The following is an 18,211-nucleotide window of genomic DNA, read 5'->3' on the forward strand; positions in this document are numbered from 1 at the left end:
CGCGAGTCCGGGTTGCGCTTGATCATGTCGATCACATTGGCGATCTGATCGATGCTGCGGCCATCCGGGGCCGGCCATGAGCGCCATTGCGATCCATAGACCGGACCGAGGTCGCCATTCTCGTCTGCCCATTCGTCCCAGATCGAGACGCCGTGATCCTTGAGATATTTGATATTGGTGTCGCCCGCCAGGAACCAGAGCAGCTCGTGGATGATCGCCTTCAGCGACAGCTTCTTGGTGGTCAGGACGGGGAAGCCGTCGCTGAGCTTGAAGCGCGTCTGGTGGCCGAACACGGACAGCGTGCCGGTGCCGGTGCGGTCGTGTTTCTCCACACCATCGCTGAGGATGCGTTCGAGCAGGTCGTGATACTGGTTCATGGTCGATCTTGTGGCTGTGAGCCGGCGAACTTATCGCTCCGGCCGCAACCGGGACACGCTGATTCCCGGATTATACCCGGAAATCTGGTATCCCTCCCCGCAAACGACAAGGCCGGATCCTCGCGGATCCGGCCCTGCAATCGGTCTGTAGGGTGGGCAAAGGCGCTCTTGCGCCGTGCCCATCACCTCGCACCCGAGAACTTTGGTGGTGGGCACGCTTCGCTTTGCCCACCCTACAGGTTCCGCCGGTTCCCGCTTACTGGGCGGGCTTCAGCACCGCCGACCATTTGACGACTTCGTCCTTCACCAGCTTGCCGAGGGCGGCCTGGGTCCGGCCTTCCGGCTTCGGGATGTCGGAGCCGAGATCGAGCAGACGCTTCTTGACGTTCTCGTCGTCAAGCGCCTTGGCCGCCGCGGCATTCAGCTTGGCGGTGATCGCAGCGGGCGTGCCCTTGGGCGCGAAGATCGCGTTCCAGGCCGAGGCCTGGTACTTCGGCAGGCCGGCTTCGTTGGTGGTCGGGACGTCCGGCAGCGACGGGTTACGCTCAGGCGTCGCGATGGCATAGGCCTTGATGGTGCCGCCCTTGATCTGCGGAACGGCATTGACGATCTGGTCGCACATGTAATCGACTTGGCCGCCGACCAGCGCGTTCATCGCAGGACCAGTGCCGTTGAACGGCACGCCGATCGGCTTGATGTCGAGCACCGACGAGAGCAATTCGCACGACGAATAGGACACCGAGCCGACGCCGGCATGGGCCATGTTCAGCTTCTCGTTATTCGCCTTCACATAGGTGACGAATTCCTTGAGATCCTTCGGCGCAAAATCCTTCTTCGAGAGGATGAGGATCGGCGTGCCGGCGAGCAACGCAACCGGCTCGAAATCCTTCTCCGGGTGATAAGCGAGCTTCGGATACAGCGGCACGGCGGCTGCATGGGTGCCCATGTGACCGGTGATGATGGTGTAGCCGTCATTGGCGGCCTTGGCAGCACGGGTCGCGCCCGTGGTGCCGCCGGCGCCGACCACGTTCTCGATGATGATCTGCTGGCCGAGCGTCTTCGACATGTCGGACGCGACGATGCGTGCGATGACGTCGGTCGGGCCACCGGCCGCGAACGGCACGATCATGGTGATGGGACGGGTGGGATAGTCCTGCGCCTGCGCCTTCGTCAAAATGGTGCCGATGCCGGCGAGCGTCGCCAGGCCACCGATCGCAAGCATGTTCTTAAATGACTTCATCTTATTGCCTCCCAGACCAAAGTTTTTGCGCCGTTATGACGTGTCATGCGGCACTCATACAAAGCAACGGCCCGAAGTCCATTCGACTTCGGGCCGCGGCGGAGTGACGCAGTATTGTAGTTAAGACCGCTAGCTCTCGGACTCGACGAAGACCTCGTCGCGCTTCTTTCGCAATGACGGAAGCACCGCGAGGATCAGCAGGAAGGCCGAGATCGCCATCAAGGTTGCCGACAGCGGACGGGTGAAGAACACCGTCGCATCGCCGCGCGAGATCAGCAGTGCACGACGCAGGTTCTCTTCCATCAGCGGGCCGAGCACCATGCCGAGCAGCAGCGGGGCCGGCTCGAAGTCGTGCTTGATCAGCCAGTAGCCGATCAGACCGAAGATGCCGGCAAGCACGACGTCCATCGGCGCGTTGTTCACCGAATAGATGCCGATGCTGCAGAAAACGACGATCGAGGGGAACATCAGGCGATACGGCACGCGGAGCAGACGCACCCAGATGCCGACCATCGGCAGATTGATGACGAGCAGCATCAGGTTGCCGACCCACATCGAGGCGATCATGCCCCAGACGAGTTCGGGCTGCTTCTGCATCACCTGCGGACCGGGCACGATGCCGTGAATGGTCATCGCGCCGACCATCAGCGCCATCACCGCATTCGGCGGAATGCCGAGGGTGAGCAGCGGGATGAACGAAGTTTGCGCCGCAGCATTGTTGGCGCTTTCCGGCGCCGCAACGCCTTCGATCGCACCACGGCCGAACTTCTTCGGGTTCTTCGAGAGCTTCTTTTCGAGCGTGTAGGCCGCAAACGACGCGATGACCGCGCCACCGCCCGGCAGAATGCCGAGGATCGAACCAAGCACGGTGCCACGCAGGATCGGCATCGACGAGTCCTGCAGGTCCTTCTTGGTCGGCATCAAGCCAGTGACCTTGTTCTGGACCAGCTGGCGGTCTTCTTCGCTGCCCGCATCGAGATTGCGGATGATTTCCGCGAAACCGAACAGACCCATCGCGACGGTGGCAAAGCCGAGGCCGTCAGCGAGTTCGGGGATGTTGAACGACATGCGCGACGCACCGGTCTCGATGTCCGAGCCGACCATCGACAGCAGCAGACCGAACACGATCATCGCGATCGCCTTCAGCACCGAGCCCTTGGCAAGCACGACGGCGAAGATCAGGCCGAGCACCATTAGCGAGAAGTATTCGGCTGGACCGAAGGCGAGCGCCAGCTTGGTGAGCGGGGCGCCGAGCACGGCGATCAGGACGGTGGCAACGCAGCCCGCGAAGAACGAGCCGATGGCCGCAATCGCGAGGGCCGGACCTGCACGGCCCTGCTTCGCCATCTGGAAGCCGTCGAGCGCGGTGACGACCGAGCCGGCTTCACCGGGAATGTTGACCAGGATCGACGTGGTCGAGCCACCATATTGCGCACCGTAATAGATGCCGGCGAGCATGATCAGCGCGCCGACCGGCGGCAGACCGAAGGTGATCGGCAGCAGCATTGCCACGGTGGCAATGGTGCCGATGCCCGGCAGAACACCGACCAGCGTGCCGACCAGCGCACCGATCAGACACAGCAGAATGTTCATCGGCAGCGGGATGCTCAAACCGCCAAGCCATGCGGGAGACCACTGTACGAATTGGAAGACAGTCGCGAAGCCGAGACCGAGATTGGAAAAAAGATCGCCCATAACGCCCTCGTCCTCAACGCATCAGGAAAGTCGGCCACATCTGCAGCGGCAGACCCAGCGCGTACGGGAATAGCAAGGCGCAGAACGTCGTCAGGCAGGCGCCGACGATGGCCGTCTCAACCCACTTCGTCTCTGTCGAACCGAGCGCTGCGATCAGGAAGCTCGACATCGCCGAGAAGATCATGCCCATCGGGCGAATGCAGAGCGCGAACGAGACGATCGCGATCATGACGAAGACCGGACCGCGCCAGTGAAATTTCTGAAGTCCGGGGCCTTCGGTGAAGACGCCGACGAACATCACGGCAGCGCCGAGACCGAGCAACAGAATGCCGAACATCCGTGGCGCGGTACCTGCACCGAACGAGAAGCCATGCATGCCTTGCAGATCACTCGATGCCCACAACGCAAATGCAGCAATCGCCACCAGGGCGAGGCCGCCGATAAAGTCCTGCGGGCCTTTGACCCAGCTTGGCAAGATTGATTTCTCCGGCGCGTGGCTCGGCGCATCACTCATTGTACGTCCCTCTAGTCACGAGCTTATCATAGCCCAACGTCGTTCAGAGCCCGCCCAGGCCCCGTGGTCGAACTTGCCTAGCCATTTTCGTCAGAGAATGCCAGCGAAACCAAGTAATCCGCCGCCAACTAACAACCATAGCGGGTTGAGCCGCGTTGCAAAGGCCAGAACGGCTGCAACCGCGGTGACGGAATACGCTACTATAGAAGTGTCTGCGGAATTCATGACGATGAGGCCACTCGCGCACATTAGACCAATGGATAATGGGACAAGTGCCGCCTGCACAATTCCTGGCCATGTCGCGTGCGTCGAGCGTGCGAGTAAACGGCTTATATAATAGGCGACAACTGCAGTCGGCCCGCACATGGATAGGGTCGCAACTAAAGCCCCGAGAACACCGGCAACCTGGTATCCGATCAGCGTGACGATCAGAACATTGGGGCCCGGCGAGAGCTGCGAGATCGCAAAGACATCGGCGAACTGCTTGTCCGTGAGCCAGTGATTGACGTCTACCGCAATGCGGTGAATCTCCGGAATCGCTGAATTTGCGCCGCCGACAGCGAATAAGGACATCAGCCCGAAGGTCCAGGCGATCGTCCAGAGCGTACCGATACCAGTCTGGTTCACACCCTGCTCCAGCGTCGCATCATTATGGTGAGCAGAATGCTGACCGGAATGGAGACCAGTAGCACCGTCGGCAACGGCCAACGCATCAAGCCAACGGCGACGAACACAGCCAGCATCATCAGCAGGCTGAGTGGCTCGCGTTTTTTCAGGATCGGCAACATCATCCGCGCGATAACCGCGAACAACAATCCGACTGCAACGCAGGAGACGCCGGCAAGTGTGCGGCGCAGCGATTCCAGATCGCCATAGCGTCCATATAGAATGGCAAGGATCGTGACGATCAGGACCGGCGGCCCGAGCAGCCCGGCGAATGCAGCGACAGCACCGGGGATGCCACGGATGCGGGCTCCGAACACGACCGAGAGATTGACGATGTTGGGTCCGGGCAGGAAATGGCAAAGCGCGAAGGTTTCATTGAATTCCTCCGCCGTCATCCAGCGGTGCTGCTCGACGATCGCCCGGCGTGCCCAGACCAGCACACCGCCAAAGCCGGCCAGTGACATTTTCGCAAAGGCAACGAACAGCACGCCCAGCCCGACGGGCGCCTGGGTTGCAGATCCGGTGCTTTCAGCCATGAGTGGCGGCGGCGAGGCGGGCATGGCGCCGGTTTAAGCCGCAGAGACGGCTGCGCCAAACGATTTTACGTGGTTTTTTGCGCCGATATGCGGCCATGAGGCCTCCGCTCTGTTTCGCGACCCACCACTCTTCTATATAGAGTGCAGTCGTCCGCCCGGCTGTCGGCCTTGAAGATTGCTGACCTTGGGTGCATGCCGGCGTATGAAGTGGGAAAGATGGCGCGAGTCGGCTTCCCGACATCGCCACAATTGCCGATACATCCTCTACCTAGACGAAAGCGACGGGGCCGAACGATGCCGACCGATCATATTCGATACGACGTGCTGGCCCGTGACGCCCTCCGCGGCGTGCTGCGCAAGGTGCTGATCGATGCAGCCGAGCACGGCCTGCCGGGCGAGCATCATTTCTTCATCACCTTCATCTCCAAGGCGGACGGCGTGAAGCTGTCGCCGCGCCTCTTGGCGCAATATCCGGAAGAGATGACGGTGATCCTGCAGCACCAGTTCTGGGATCTCACGGTCACCGAAGACCGGTTCGAAGTCGGCTTGTCGTTCAACGGAATTCCCGAGCGCCTGGTCGTGCCGTTCGCGTCGATCAAGAGCTTCTATGACCCGTCCGTGCAGTTCGGCCTGAGCTTCGAAACCGAGGCTGCCGCCGAAACGCCGGCCGCAGGCACGCCACCGGCAACGACGCCGGCCGAAGCGCTCGCCTCCCCGCCTGCGCCGCCTGAAGCGCCCGCCGAGGGTGAAGCTCCGAAGCCCGGCGAGGGTGCAGAGGTCGTCCGTTTAGACCGCTTCCGAAAGAAATAAGCGCGAGAGCGTGTACAGTGAAAGGGCCGCAGCAATGCGGCCCTTTTCTTTTTGCGCTGCGTCCGCTGATGCAGCAATGCAGGACATCCATCATGGCAAAATCGTCGAAGAAAACCTCCGCCGCATCCACCCGCACCGAAACCGACAGCTTCGGGCCCATCGAGGTCGCCGCTGACCGCTATTGGGGCGCGCAGACGGAGCGCTCGCGGCAGAACTTTCGCATCGGCCATGACCGCATGCCGATGCCGATCGTGCATGCCCTTGCCCTGGTCAAGCTTGCCGCAGCGGAGACCAATCGCGAGCTCGGCCTGCTGCCGCCGAAAATCGCCAAGGCCATCGTCCAGGCCGCAGGCGAGGTGATCGACGGCAAGCTCGACGATCATTTCCCGCTCGTGGTCTGGCAGACCGGATCCGGCACGCAGACCAACATGAACCTCAATGAGGTGATCGCCAACCGCGCCAACGAACTGCTTGGCGGCGAGCGCGGTGCGAAGAAGCCGGTGCATCCGAACGATCACGTCAATATGAGCCAGTCGTCAAACGACTCATTTCCGACTGCGATGCACATCGCAGCCACTCAGGGAATCACCCACGACCTCATCCCGGCCCTGAGTGAATTGCTTGTTGCGCTGCGCAAGAAAGAGAAAGCCTTCGCAAAGATCGTGAAGATCGGACGCACGCATACGCAGGACGCGACGCCGCTGACGCTCGGTCAGGAATTTTCGGGCTATGCATCGCAGGTCGAAAGCGGGATCGCGCGGCTTCGTCACGGCGTGAAGGAGCTTCATCCGCTCGCTCAGGGCGGAACGGCGGTCGGCACCGGCCTCAACTCGAAGCCGGGCTTCGCCAAACTCTTCGCGAAGAATGTGCAGAAGATCACAAAGCTGCCCTTCACCAGCGCAGCTAACAAATTCGAGGCACTCGCCTCGAATGACGCTTACGTCTCAGTACACGGATCGATAAACTCCGTTGCAACAGGGCTATTCAAGATTGCAAACGACATCAGGCTGCTCGGCTCCGGCCCGCGTTCGGGACTCGGCGAGCTCATTCTGCCCGAAAACGAGCCGGGCTCATCGATCATGCCGGGCAAGGTGAATCCGACACAATGTGAAGCAATGACAATGGTATGCTGTCAGGTATTTGGTAACCACACCGCCATCACGGTTGCCGGCAGCCAAGGTCATTTCGAGCTCAACGTGTATAAGCCTGTGATGGCGCATTGTATGATGCAGTCCATCCAATTAATCGCAGAAGTTGCGCGATCCTTCACAGAACACTGTGTCGATGGCATTCGCGCTGATGAGAAGCGTATCCGCGAGTTGATGGAACGCTCGCTGATGCTGGTGACCGCGCTCGCACCGAAGATCGGCTATGACAACGCCGCCAATGTTGCGAAAGCCGCTCATAAGAATGGCACGACCCTGAAAGAAGAAGCCGTGCGACTGGGTCTTATTGATACGAATGAGTTCGATCGTCTCGTTCAGCCGGTCAAAATGATACAGCCCGGATAAGATCCTCGCTGTTGGGTCAATTTTTTTTACTCACAGCTTGTTGAGAATATCTCAAAGACGAAATAGTTATAGTTCATACCGCCTATTTGGTTAGAACGAGCTGACTTTCGTTTCTGGCCAGTGCTGCGATACTGCGAAGGCGACTTGATGAGTCAACTCGGCGAGTGAGCTCATCAAGTCGGATTGGTAAGTCCGGCCGAATTTTCGACCGCAATTGAGTTCGATTGTCTAAGTTGGATTGTCCGAATTGAATTGTTTCTTTTTCTGTTTGGCGATTGGAGTGAATTTTTTGGATGGATCGCGAAACCGATTTCGTTCTCGCCACGTATCTCTGCACGACGGTGACGTCCGCGTTTCACGCTCCATCATTTCATTGAACGACGGGAGCGATCATGGGTGACCTGATCAATCTGAATCGCTTCAGAAAGCGCGCAGTGCGCGAAGAAGCTTCCAGACAAGCAGAAATCAACCGCGCCAGTTTCGGGCGCACTAAATCCGACCGTATTTTAGAGGAGCAGCGCACTGCCCGTGCGAACACCATGCTTGACCAGCACAAAATCGATGGCGAGAGCGCATCATGAAGTCGCCCGTAGTTAAGAGATCGATCGTCGTTGCTGGACATAAAACCAGCGTGAGCCTCGAAGAGGCGTTCTGGAACGGCATGAAGGAGATCTCCAATCTCCGCGACATGACGCTTTCGGAACTCGTGGGCGAAATCGACACCAATCGTCAGCAGGGCAACCTGTCGTCGGCGATTCGGCTGTTCGTGCTCGATTATTTCCGGACTCGTGCTGCACCGCCGCAGCGTGGTTCCGAAAGCACCCCGAATCTCTCTGCCTGACCCTTAAATCGACAGTGGTGCGCGTCACCGCTGTCGATCGCATGTCCGCTCGGGCGGATCACGCTGCAGGCACCGTTTCCCAATCGTCAAAATGCCGGCCTGACCGGCTGCATTGCTGCAGGTGGCGTGAGCACCATCGGCGGCGATAGCCGTGGCTTGGGTTGCACACGCGTGGAACCCGGCGCGGGGCGCACTTCGATCGGCGCCGGCAATGGCGCGACGCTGACGACAGGTGGCATCGCCGGCGGCGCGATCACTTGCCGCGGAGCTGTTGCTCGCGGCGGGGATCGTCGCGGCAACGGAATATCCGGCGATGTCGGCGACGATGACGTCGGCATATCGCCTGACGGCGCCTCGCGCGGCTGGACCGCACTTGGCGGCGGGATGGCTGCCGGAAGTGGCGCAGGCGATTGTGAAGCACCGCGCTCCAGCAAATCGAGCCGACGCGTCTCGCGATCGATGGCCCGCACCGCAAGCCATGACGACAACGACGCGATGTCGATGCTGCGATCCAGCCTGTCGGGTGGTCCTACCAGAAACAGCTGGATTTCCGGGCGCGCGCTGGAGCCGCCCGCGACGGCTCCCGACAGACTCGCACGGATATCAGCCTGATCGGCGACGATGTCGTAGCCACCGGATACGATGGCCCGCGCGCCTTCGGCCTCCAGCGTGGTGGCACTGACGCGGAGACGGCCATCCTTGATATCGAACGGAATCTGCGCCGAGGACATCGCGAATTCGCCCTTCGCCAGCACCGGCTCGATAATCTGCTTCAGCTTTGCATCATCGGTCGCCTGGCCGGAATCGCTGGCACGGATCGCAGCGTCGAAGACGCGCGGATCGAGACCGGCGATGCGCAGGCCATCCACGGTCACAAGCCCATTGCCCGACACCGCCCCTTCCAGCGCCGATGCGCTGCGGCCTTGCGACGCGACGCCAAGTTTCAGCGACGTCTTTCCGGCCGGCATCGACAATCCGCGATAACGCAGCGCCGTGCCGTCTGCACCGGACACGTCGATGCGTGCACTCAACGCGTAACCGCTGACGGCAGTGGGTTTGAGATCGATATCGGCCACGACATCGCCGCCGCCGAGCTTGCCCTTGATGGCATCCACGGTCAGAGAGCGGCCATCGCTTTTGATCGTGCCGCTCACTGGCCGCAATTCGGAGCCTCCGGGCAGCATCGCGCTCAGGGCTTGAAAGGCGAGCTGGCCGCGCCAGCCCTGCAGAAGGCCGCTGCCGAGCGGCTCGCCCGCTTCATGCCCGCGCGCGCCGATGATCCAGCCGAACGCGGGAGCCAGTTCGATATTATCGGTGCCGAGCTGACCATCGATAGACTTTTCCGTCCCGAGCGTCAGTGCCAGACGACCACGCATCCGCGAGCCGGCGACGATGCTGTCGATATCATCGAGCGCGAGCTTGTCGCCATTCAGCGACAATCGCGACGACAGGCTTGCTTTCGCGGATGCATCGGTCGGCTTGAGATTCAACAGGGGCGCAGCATTAGCCTTGCGGACCGACAATGTCAGCGCGGCCTTCGGCGTGGGTGCCCAGAGCTCGGCACTTCCTTGCACATCAGCATCGACATCATTGCCGGAGAGCTTCGCCTTGATCTGCATCGGCGCACGCCATGCTCCGCTGGCATCGGCATCGAGGGACAAGGCCGCATCGCTAGCGGCGAGCATGCCGTTCAGGCCGAGCAGTGCAAGCAGTGTCGTTCCCTGCCCTGTCGCTTTGGCCTGCAGCGACAGCTCGCTGCGTGACAGCGCATCGGCATCGATTCCACGCAACGCAGCAACCGTCGGCGATGTGGCGACGGTTAGCGCAGCCTTGACCTGCGGCGCATCGATATCGAGCGCGATACGTGCGTCACCGCGATCGGAATTCACCTGCGGCCGGCTGAGATCCAGCGCGAGCTTCAATTTTGCGGCGCCAGGCGTGGCCGGCAGAGCGCCGATCCTGTTCGCCACCGCTGGCGCGAAGGGCGCAACGATCCTGCCGATCTGAGCAAGGGACGGCGCGCTCGCATTCAAGGCGAATTGACCCGTCGCCTCGTTGCGATCGAAGGCGCCGCTGCCGTCGAGCATGACGCCAGTGGCCTCGCCGATCCTGAGCCGCTCAATGGCAATCGTTCGGGGGCCATAAGCGAGTTGCGCCGCAAAAGGACGCATCTCCTGACCGGACGACGTCGCGCGACCGATATCGAGAGATAACTTTCCGGCCTCGGGCCATTCGGTCTGCGATCCGCCGAGTGAGCGCACGAGCGCGGTGCCTGCATCGAGATCCAGACGATCGGCCTTGAGTTCGGCTTCGATCCGCGATCCAGCGGAGCCGGACGGATAGGCGAACGACACCCGGCCCTCCAGCGTTCCGCCATCGATGTCCGCCTTCAAGCCGTCGAGCGACACACGGTCCGCATTCGAGATGAAATTGCCACGAATGCGCAGTGGCTTCTGATCGCCGAGACGGACATCGCTGCGCCCTTTCAGCCAGCCGGCGAGGAGATCGGGATCGGCAGAGTCGATACTGAATGCGCCCGCAAAGCCGCCGGCGGCGCCGTTTTGCGGCGCGCCGCTCGCGACGACGCGCGTCGCCCCAGGCGCGCGGAATTCGAGCCGTTCGACAACCCATGATTTGGCATCGCCATGGAGGTCGGCACCAATATTCTGTACCGGCCGTCCGCCAAGCATGATCTGCTCGGCACCGATTTCGATCTGCGTCCGCAGCGGGAGTTGAGGGACAATCGCCGTCAGCCTCCGCAGCGCGGCGATCGGGGTGGCACTGTCGCCGCCAGCGTCCTGCTTCGCCAATAGCCGATCCGCATCGAGCTGTTTGGCTGACAGTACCGCATGCAACAACGGCGATGCACCGAAACGGAGATCGGCGACGCCCGACAGTTTCAGCCCGCCGTCGTCAGTGCCGTAACTCACATCCACGCTTTCAAACAAAGCCTGTGACGGGTCGGCCTTCACCTTGCTGACGATGCGCCACGGCGCACTCGCAAGACCGACATCGGCCTTGCCGCTTGCCCCGCGGGCGATCGTCATGGCGCCATCGAAGCTCGGGGCACGATTGTCGAAACTCAGGATGCCGTCGAAATCGATACCCGGCGCCTTCTCATTGCCATCGATGACAAGGCGGAGCCGCGTGCCATTGCCATCGCTGGTCTGGCCCGACGAAATGCGGAATGGGGTGCGCATACCAACGCGGGTGAAATTGCCGTCTCCGCGCATGGCGCCAGCCGCCAATGAACGAACATCACCACTGAAGGCGATGTCACTGAGTTCGATCGTGGAGCGGCTCGCTGCGTCATGCAGATTGAGACGGCCGGTGACATTCAGCCGATCGATGGCGAGCGCGCCGAGATTGAACGGACCAGTCGATGCCGGCAGATCGAGACGGCCTTGCGCATTCAAGCCGAGATCGACGGCAGCACCGCCAACCGTGAGTTCGGTGGCGCGCCATTCGCCGCGCAGCAGCGAACCGAGGCTGAACTCCACATCCAGCTTGTCGGCACGGAAGCGGCCGAGATCATTGGCGCCGCCGATGGTGACGCCGTGCAACTGCAGCGAGGGCGCCGGCAGCAGCCGCGCATCGAGCGCGCCGACCACACGCACGGGCGCGCCAACAATGCGCGTCGCCTCCGCTTCAAACTGCGGGCGGAACTGGCTCCAGTCGATGAAGAACGGCCCGACCAGAGCAGCCACCAGCGCCAGGATGAATGCGATCGCCAGGCCGAGCAGCGTGGTCTGCAAGGAATCTCCCCTTCAGCGGTCCAGCGGCATCGCGCCTGCTGGCGTCGGCGCCATCTCGGAGGCGCCGGAATTCACTCTATCTATAGAAGGAACTGTGGCGAAGTCACAGCATAACCCGCAGGCGCGATGGCGCGGACGTGTTGCGGCAAATCGCCCGCAATCAGCTGCGCGAAGCCTGTTCCAGCCCATCGCGCGCCGCCTGAGCGTGGTGCAACCGGCCAGCCACAACCCGTACCTTGCGCGGCGCCGCCATCCAGATTGCCAAAGTCGCGACGAGGCAGACGACGATCCCCAGCGCGAAAGCGAGCGTGTAAGTGCCGTAGTGATCGTGCAGCACGCCGGTCACCAGCGGCCCGGCAGCACCGCCTGCCAAGCCGGCCAAAGTGAGCGTGCCAAAAATGCTGCCAAAATGCTCGCCATGGAAAATTTCCAGCACCACCGCGCCCATCACGGAGGTGACGCCATAGCCGAGCAGCCCCTGTGAAATCACCATCACATAGACCAGAGCGATGCTCGGCACATATTCGAGGGCGATCAACGCGGTGAAACAGATGGCGAAGCCAAAGCCGCTGACGGTCCAGATCCATTCGCGACCGATACGATCCGACAGATGGCCGAGGAAGATCTGGCCGGGCACGCCGAATAGGCTGACCATCGCGAGCGCCCAGGCGGCCGTATGCGGCGAGAAGCCGACATCGAGCAGGTATTTGGTTTGATGCACCTGGACCGCGTACCAGGCATAGAGGCCACCAAAAAGCCCCAGCGCCAGCCACCAGAAACGCGCGGTGCGGATCGCACGGCCAAGGGTCCAGTCGATGCTGGCCCAGGCGGGATCGACGATGTTGGAGATCGGTTTGGTGGAGGGATGCGGCGCCGCATCGCCATCCGGCAACAGCCCCATGTCTTGCGGGCGCTTGCGCAGCAGGAGATTGATCGGCACCAGCACGATCAACACCACGAGGCCCATCGCGGTGCATGCCGTGCGCCAGCCGGTCTGCTCGATCATCAACTGCACCCAGGGCAGTATCGTCACCGAGCCGATACCGACGCCGGCAAAAGCGACACCGATGGCGAGGCCGCGTTTGCGGCTGAACCAGTTGGGCAGGAACAGCGATTGGCCGGCATAGCCAAGGCAGATGCTGCCGGCGCCGACGAGAACACCGATGGTGAGATAGAGATGCCATGGCTCGCTCGTCAGCGGCGCGAGCAGAAGCCCCGCGCCCATCAGCACGGTGCCAAGCTCCATCACCGCACGCGGGCCGCCGCGATCCATCAGCTTGCCCATCAGCGGACTCATGATGGCGGAGACGAGAAAGCCGAACGAGAAGGCGCCGGCCGTGACGCCGCGATCCCAGCCGAATTCGGAGATGATGGGCGGGAAGAGCAATGAGAACGACGTGCGGGCATTCACCCCGATCGCCATCGTCACGAACGTGACGGCAACGATCACCCAGCCATAGAAGAACGGCAGCCGCATCGGCTGATGCCTTTTCTTGGACGCCGCAGCGCCGAATTCCAAATGTCCGAAGCCAAGCCGCAGACACACTTTTTGCAGGCAATTTTATCTAACTGCAGCTTATAGGTGTTTAGAAACCGCTCGTCCATACGACGAAAGCAGCGTTTCGCGCACGACATCGTGCGAAACGCTGCGGCCGCCTGGCGTCAGACTTGCGGCAAGATCTTGCCTGGGTTGAGGATGTTGTCCGGGTCGAGCGCGCGCTTGATCGCCCGCATGGCGTCGAGTGCTTCGAGGCCGAGTTCCGCCTTCAGGTACTTTTGCTTGCCCTGGCCGATGCCATGTTCGCCCGTGCAGGTGCCGCCCATGGCCTGGGCGCGCTGCACGAGGCGGTGCATGAATTCTTCCGCGCGGGCGATCTCCGCGGGGTCATTGCGATCGCAGACCAGCGAGCAATGGAAATTGCCATCGCCGACATGGCCGACGATGGGCGAGAGCAGATTGAAGCGCTTGAGGTCCTCTTCGGTCTCGCCGACGCATTCGGCGAGTTTCGAGATCGGCACGCAGACGTCGGTGGCCGCGACGTCGGAGCCGGGACGCAGGCTCTTCACCGACCAATAGGCATCGTGACGGGCCTGCCAGAGTTTGGTGCGGTCTTCCGGCTTGGTGGTCCAGGAGAAATCACCGCCGCCGCATTCGAGGGCGATATCGCGAAAATTCTTCGACTGCTCGGCGACATCGGCTTCGCTGCCATGGAATTCCAGCAGCAACAACGGCGTCTCGGGGAGCGTGAGCTTTGAATAGATGTTGCAGGCACGCACCTGTGCTTCATTCAGAAGCTCGATACGTGCAACCGGAATGCCGGTCTGGATCGCAAGGATGGTGGCCTGACAGGCGCCCTGCACGGTTTCAAACGAGCATGATGCGGCAGCAATCGTATCGGGAATGCCGCGCAGCTTGATGGTGAGTTCGCTGATGATGCCGAGCGTGCCTTCGGCGCCGACAAACAAGTGCGTCAGGTCATAGCCTGCCGACGACTTTTTCGCGCGGGTGCCGGTGGTGATGATCTCGCCATCGGCGCGCACGACCTTCAGCGCCAGCACGTTTTCGCGCATGGTGCCGTAGCGCACCGCATTGGTGCCGGAGGCGCGGGTCGAGGCCATGCCGCCGAGCGAGGCATCGGCGCCGGGATCGATGGGGAAGAACAGGCCCTGGTCGCGCAGATGCTCGTTGAGCGCCTTGCGGGTCACGCCGGGCTGGATGACGCAATCGAGGTCCTCGGGATGCACCGCGAGAATCTTGTTCATGTCGCGCAGGTCGATGCAGATGCCGCCGGCCGGCGCGTTCACCTGCCCTTCCAGCGACGTGCCCGTGCCGAACGCGATCACCGGCACCTTGTTGGCCGCGCAGATGCGCACGACGTCCTGGATGTCCGCGGTCTCCTGCGCGAACACCACGCCATCCGGCGGCTGGTTCGCGAGCCAGGTGGTGGTGTGGCCATGCTGCTCGCGCACGGCCTGCGAGGTCACGAGCTTGTTGCCAAAGCGCGCGGCGAGCGCCTCGAGTGCTGCCGCCAGAGCCTTCGGCTCGGGGCGCTTCAGATTGGAATCGATGTTACCCACGGTTGTCCCTTTCGACGGGGCGCGACCGTCGCAAAGCTTGTATAAGCGGTCAAGAGACGTGACGTGGAAATGGGATGGGAATGACCGAGATCAACGAATTGCTGCGCCGCCCTGCCGTGTTCAAATCCTCGATCATGCAGATCGAGCCGCAATGGATCGACTATAACGGCCACCTCAACATGGCCTATTACCACGTCATGTTCGACCGGGCCGTGGACGAACTCTGGGTCCATATCGGCATCGGACCGGGCTACCTGAAGGAGCGGAACAACTCGTCCTTCGCCGCCGAATGCCACGTTCGCTATATCAGGGAGATCCATCTCGGCGATCCCGTGCAGGTGTCCGTTCTCGTCGTCGCCGCCGACGAGAAGCGCATTCACACATTCCAGGAACTGCGCCACGCCACCGAGGGCTGGCTGTCCGCGACATCCGAGAACATGTCGCTGCACATGGACATGACGGCGCGCAAGGTGGCGGCCTTCCCGCCGGATATCAGCGCCAATGTGCAGGCGCTGGCGCAGGCTCATGCCGGGCTGGAGCGGCCCGAGGGCATCGGACGTAAGATCGCGATGCCTGCGAAGAAGTAGCTCGCCACCTTGTCAGCCGTCATTGCGAGCGCAGCGAAGCAATGCAGTTCTTGGTCAAAGACTGGATTGCTTCGTCGCTTCGCTCCTCGCAATGACGGCCATTATCGCCCCTGCACCCGATCCTGATTGGCCAGATCCGCGAGCGGTGACAGGATATTTCGGTCGAACTCGCCGATCTCAGCATTGCTGAGAACACGCAGCGGCCAATCGGCGTGGGCGAGTGCGCCGCGCCCGAGCGAAACGATATCGGCCTCGCCGCGCGCGACCATGCCTGCGGCCGCTTGCGGATCATGCAGCGCGCCATTGGCGATCACCGGACGACCGGAATATCGCTTTGCAAAGGCCGCGAGACTTTCGCCTTCGGCGAAGGCAGGCTTCCACGCCTCGAACTCGGTGGTGTGGATATAATCGACCGGCAAGTGGCCGAGCATTGTGAAAATCGCTGCGGCCTCTTCTGCGCCACGCCATTTGTGCAGGAAGTCATTGACCTTGCCTTGCGAGGCACGGACGCCAACCACCATCTCTGAACCGACAGCCGCGCGCACGGCCAGCACCACTTCCTGCGTCAAGCGCAGCCTGTTCTCGACTGCGCCGCCATAAAGATCATCGCGATGATTGATTCCCTCGCTCAGGAACTGATCGAGCAGATAGCCATTCGCACCGTGGATCTCGACACCGTCGAACCCGGCCTCGCGGGCATAGAAGGCCGCCCGCACAAAACCTTCCCTGGCGTAGGTGATATCCGACGCGGACATCGCCGACGGGACGGCATAATCGCCGCTGCCGCGATAGAACGCCATCTGCTGTCCCTTGGGACGCACCGCGGACGGCCCTACGCTGCCATTGCGATGCGGATTGCCTTGCGACAGCGCGCCCGCATGCATCAGCTGCGCGATGATGCGCCCTCCACGGACATGCACGGCATCGACGACAACACGCCACGCGTCGCGCTGGAGCGTATCGGTGAGACCTGGCTGAAACAGATAGCCTTGGGCGAAAGCTTTATCCGTATAGATGCCTTCGGTGACGACGAGACCGAAGCCGCCGGCCGCGAAGGAGGAATAGTAATCCACCATTCGCGGGGTCGGACGACCATCAGCCTCGGCGCTGACGCGGGTCATGGGGGCAACGGCCAGTCGGTTCGGAAGCTTCATCCCACCGATCGCAAAAGGCGAGAACAACGTTGGGAATGCGGGATGCGCGGTCACCTCAGTTCTCCCCGTCTGCACGGACGGCCGCGATCGCTTCGATCTCGATCATCGCTGCGGGGTCATAGAGCGCCTTGATTTCGGCGATGGTGTCGGCTGGATACGGCGCCGCGAAGAACTGGCGGCGCAGCTCCACGACCTCGGCGAAGTGGCCCATATCTGTGACGAAGATCGTCACCTTGATGACGTCCTTCAGACTCGAACCGCCGGCCTCCAGCGCCCTGCGAAGATTGGCGAAGGCCTGCAGGCCTTGCGCCCGGAAGCCGCCGCTGACGATCTTGCCGTCATCGCCGGCGCCGGCCTGGCCGGAAATGAAGAGCAGATTGCCGAACTTGATCCCCTGCGACAGCAGATAGGGCTCATAATTGTCGGGATGGGTGACCACGCGTTCCAGCATCGGAAATCTCCTGTCGGCGATGGATGAATGAGTTCATCTCATCGATGAGGGAGAGGTATCGACGCCGCGGAGGCTCGACAAACTCCGAATTATCAGCCATTAGATGAGATTAATTCATCTGAGATTCATATGCGCCGGTTACCGCCCTTATCTGCCCTTCGCGCATTCGAAGCGGCCGCGCGGCATGGCAGTTTCAAACGCGCTGCGAGCGAACTCGCCGTGACCCCGACCGCGATCAGCCATCAGATCCGATCGCTCGAGGAGCATGTCGGCCTGCCCGTTTTCGAACGGCAGGTCCGCAAGGTTGTGCTGACGGAAGCAGGTGCTCAGCTCTATCCGGTTCTGCGCGACGGTTTTGATGCCTTCGAGAGCGTGCTTGACCGCCTGATGTTGAAGACCAAGCGCCCGCAGGTGACGATCTCGGCGACCACGGCGTTCACGGCGAAATGGCTGGTGCCGCGAGTGTCCGGCTTTCAGACGCAGCATCCGGATATCGACCTGCAACTCCACGCATCGGACAGCGCGGTCGATCTCACCGAGAACGGCATCGATCTCGCCATTCGCTACGGGCGCGGCCCCTATCCGGGACTGGCGGCGGAGGTGATGTTTGCAGACAACTTTGCCCCCGTGGTCAATCCGCGGCTGGGCGTCGTGACACAGCAGGATTTGTCCAAGACGCCACTGATCCATTTCCAATGGCGGCGCGTCGATCCGCTGAATCCGACATGGGAAAGCTGGTTCGCGGCATCGGGACTGCCGTGGTCGCCCTCACATCCGCAGTTGCGTTTCTCCGATGAAAGCCATGCAATCCAAGCGGCTGTTGCTGGCCAAGGCATCGCACTGCTGAGTCTGGCGCTACTGAGGGACGAACTCGCCGCAGGCCAACTGGTGCAGCCTTTCGGCCCGATCATTCCCGGCCATACCTATCATCTCGTGAGGCGGGCTGACCGCGCGCCGCATACAGCCATCGAGATCGTGATGGCGTGGCTGCGTGCA

Annotated in this window: 17 protein-coding genes; 6 read left to right on the top strand and 11 right to left on the bottom strand. The window is 61.8% G+C overall.

Features of this window, described 5'->3' with window-relative positions:
* From thyA to ACIQ2A_RS21520, 6 genes are all read right to left on the bottom strand, one after another.
* Positions 1 to 377: thymidylate synthase (gene thyA / locus ACIQ2A_RS21495; RefSeq protein WP_398483163.1), on the bottom strand; the 377-nt coding region annotated here is incomplete at its 3' end.
* Positions 378 to 633: 256 nt separating this feature from the next.
* Positions 634 to 1,599 (bottom strand): tripartite tricarboxylate transporter substrate binding protein BugD, encoded by a 966-nt coding sequence (locus ACIQ2A_RS21500; protein WP_398483196.1) that lies wholly within the window; start codon positions 1,597 to 1,599, stop codon positions 634 to 636.
* Positions 1,600 to 1,746: 147 nt separating this feature from the next.
* On the bottom strand, positions 1,747 to 3,312 hold the full coding sequence (locus ACIQ2A_RS21505) for a tripartite tricarboxylate transporter permease (protein ID WP_398483165.1): 1,566 nt from the start codon (positions 3,310 to 3,312) through the stop codon (positions 1,747 to 1,749).
* Between the two features lie 13 nt (positions 3,313 to 3,325).
* Entirely contained in the window at positions 3,326 to 3,826 is a 501-nt protein-coding gene (locus tag ACIQ2A_RS21510; RefSeq protein WP_398483167.1) for a tripartite tricarboxylate transporter TctB family protein, read from the bottom strand.
* Positions 3,827 to 3,916: 90 nt separating this feature from the next.
* Entirely contained in the window at positions 3,917 to 4,453 is a 537-nt protein-coding gene (locus tag ACIQ2A_RS21515; protein ID WP_398483169.1) for a chromate transporter, read from the bottom strand.
* The gene (locus ACIQ2A_RS21520; protein ID WP_398483171.1) at positions 4,450 to 5,028 is read right to left on the bottom strand and encodes a chromate transporter; all 579 of its coding nucleotides are present in this window, start codon (positions 5,026 to 5,028) and stop codon (positions 4,450 to 4,452) included. Before ACIQ2A_RS21520 ends, ACIQ2A_RS21515 begins: the two co-directional genes overlap by 4 nt.
* Before the next feature lie 294 nt (positions 5,029 to 5,322).
* On the opposite strand from ACIQ2A_RS21520, the gene ACIQ2A_RS21525 reads away from it, so the two are divergent.
* The 4 genes from ACIQ2A_RS21525 (at position 5,323) to ACIQ2A_RS21540 (ending at position 8,190) form a co-directional block, all read left to right on the top strand.
* A complete protein-coding gene (locus tag ACIQ2A_RS21525; RefSeq protein WP_398483173.1) occupies positions 5,323 to 5,838 on the top strand; it encodes an SspB family protein in 516 nt (171 codons plus the stop codon).
* A 92-nt stretch (positions 5,839 to 5,930) separates the two neighbouring features.
* On the top strand, positions 5,931 to 7,349 hold the full coding sequence (fumC, locus tag ACIQ2A_RS21530) for a class II fumarate hydratase (protein WP_398483175.1): 1,419 nt from the start codon (positions 5,931 to 5,933) through the stop codon (positions 7,347 to 7,349).
* A gap of 392 nt (positions 7,350 to 7,741) precedes the next feature.
* Positions 7,742 to 7,930: a DUF4169 family protein gene (locus tag ACIQ2A_RS21535; RefSeq protein WP_398483177.1), complete on the top strand. Its 189-nt coding sequence runs from the start codon at positions 7,742 to 7,744 to the stop codon at positions 7,928 to 7,930.
* Positions 7,927 to 8,190 carry a ribbon-helix-helix domain-containing protein gene (locus ACIQ2A_RS21540; RefSeq protein WP_398483179.1) on the top strand — a complete coding sequence of 88 codons (264 nt, stop codon included), beginning with the start codon at positions 7,927 to 7,929 and terminating at the stop codon, positions 8,188 to 8,190. Before ACIQ2A_RS21535 ends, ACIQ2A_RS21540 begins: the two co-directional genes overlap by 4 nt.
* An 86-nt stretch (positions 8,191 to 8,276) precedes the next feature.
* Here the strand turns inward: ACIQ2A_RS21540 and ACIQ2A_RS21545 are convergent, their stop codons facing one another.
* The 3 genes from ACIQ2A_RS21545 to ACIQ2A_RS21555 all read right to left on the bottom strand — a co-directional run bounded on the left by ACIQ2A_RS21545 (position 8,277) and on the right by ACIQ2A_RS21555 (position 15,023).
* A complete protein-coding gene (locus ACIQ2A_RS21545) occupies positions 8,277 to 11,945 on the bottom strand; it encodes an AsmA family protein (protein WP_398483182.1) in 3,669 nt (1,222 codons plus the stop codon).
* 160 nt (positions 11,946 to 12,105) lie between these two features.
* Positions 12,106 to 13,422 carry an MFS transporter gene (locus ACIQ2A_RS21550; RefSeq protein WP_398483184.1) on the bottom strand — a complete coding sequence of 439 codons (1,317 nt, stop codon included), beginning with the start codon at positions 13,420 to 13,422 and terminating at the stop codon, positions 12,106 to 12,108.
* A 185-nt stretch (positions 13,423 to 13,607) separates the two neighbouring features.
* Entirely contained in the window at positions 13,608 to 15,023 is a 1,416-nt protein-coding gene (locus ACIQ2A_RS21555) for an FAD-binding oxidoreductase (protein WP_398483186.1), read from the bottom strand.
* An 80-nt stretch (positions 15,024 to 15,103) separates the two neighbouring features.
* On the opposite strand from ACIQ2A_RS21555, the gene ACIQ2A_RS21560 reads away from it, so the two are divergent.
* Positions 15,104 to 15,610 (top strand): thioesterase family protein, encoded by a 507-nt coding sequence (locus tag ACIQ2A_RS21560; RefSeq protein ID WP_398483188.1) that lies wholly within the window; start codon positions 15,104 to 15,106, stop codon positions 15,608 to 15,610.
* Between the two features lie 101 nt (positions 15,611 to 15,711).
* Here the strand turns inward: ACIQ2A_RS21560 and ACIQ2A_RS21565 are convergent, their stop codons facing one another.
* Both ACIQ2A_RS21565 and ACIQ2A_RS21570 read right to left on the bottom strand, forming a co-directional pair.
* Positions 15,712 to 16,818, bottom strand: coding sequence for an NADH:flavin oxidoreductase (locus tag ACIQ2A_RS21565; protein ID WP_398483190.1), 1,107 nt, complete (start codon positions 16,816 to 16,818; stop codon positions 15,712 to 15,714).
* A 1-nt stretch (position 16,819) separates the two neighbouring features.
* Entirely contained in the window at positions 16,820 to 17,215 is a 396-nt protein-coding gene (locus tag ACIQ2A_RS21570) for a RidA family protein (RefSeq protein WP_398483192.1), read from the bottom strand.
* Positions 17,216 to 17,344: 129 nt separating this feature from the next.
* On the opposite strand from ACIQ2A_RS21570, the gene gcvA reads away from it, so the two are divergent.
* The coding region (gene gcvA / locus ACIQ2A_RS21575) for a transcriptional regulator GcvA (protein WP_398483194.1) at positions 17,345 to 18,211 on the top strand (867 nt) is incomplete at its 3' end.

The organism is Tardiphaga sp., assembly GCF_044336785.1.
Taxonomy (GTDB): Bacteria; Pseudomonadota; Alphaproteobacteria; order Rhizobiales; family Xanthobacteraceae; genus Tardiphaga.

Excerpts from the sequence above, each read along its gene's own strand:
- ACIQ2A_RS21505 (WP_398483165.1), bottom strand. The coding sequence starts at position 3,312 with ATGGGCGATCTTTTTTCCAATCTCGGTCTCGGCTTCGCGACTGTCTTC.
- ACIQ2A_RS21520 (WP_398483171.1), bottom strand. The coding sequence starts at position 5,028 with ATGGCTGAAAGCACCGGATCTGCAACCCAGGCGCCCGTCGGGCTGGGC.
- ACIQ2A_RS21570 (WP_398483192.1), bottom strand. The coding sequence starts at position 17,215 with ATGCTGGAACGCGTGGTCACCCATCCCGACAATTATGAGCCCTATCTG.
- ACIQ2A_RS21500 (WP_398483196.1), bottom strand. The coding sequence starts at position 1,599 with ATGCTTGCGATCGGTGGCCTGGCGACGCTCGCCGGCATCGGCACCATT.
- ACIQ2A_RS21535 (WP_398483177.1), top strand. The coding sequence starts at position 7,742 with ATGGGTGACCTGATCAATCTGAATCGCTTCAGAAAGCGCGCAGTGCGC.
- ACIQ2A_RS21510 (WP_398483167.1), bottom strand. The coding sequence starts at position 3,826 with ATGAGTGATGCGCCGAGCCACGCGCCGGAGAAATCAATCTTGCCAAGC.
- ACIQ2A_RS21550 (WP_398483184.1), bottom strand. The coding sequence starts at position 13,422 with ATGCGGCTGCCGTTCTTCTATGGCTGGGTGATCGTTGCCGTCACGTTC.
- ACIQ2A_RS21525 (WP_398483173.1), top strand. The coding sequence starts at position 5,323 with ATGCCGACCGATCATATTCGATACGACGTGCTGGCCCGTGACGCCCTC.
- ACIQ2A_RS21560 (WP_398483188.1), top strand. The coding sequence starts at position 15,104 with ATGACCGAGATCAACGAATTGCTGCGCCGCCCTGCCGTGTTCAAATCC.
- ACIQ2A_RS21540 (WP_398483179.1), top strand. The coding sequence starts at position 7,927 with ATGAAGTCGCCCGTAGTTAAGAGATCGATCGTCGTTGCTGGACATAAA.
- fumC (WP_398483175.1), top strand. The coding sequence starts at position 5,931 with ATGGCAAAATCGTCGAAGAAAACCTCCGCCGCATCCACCCGCACCGAA.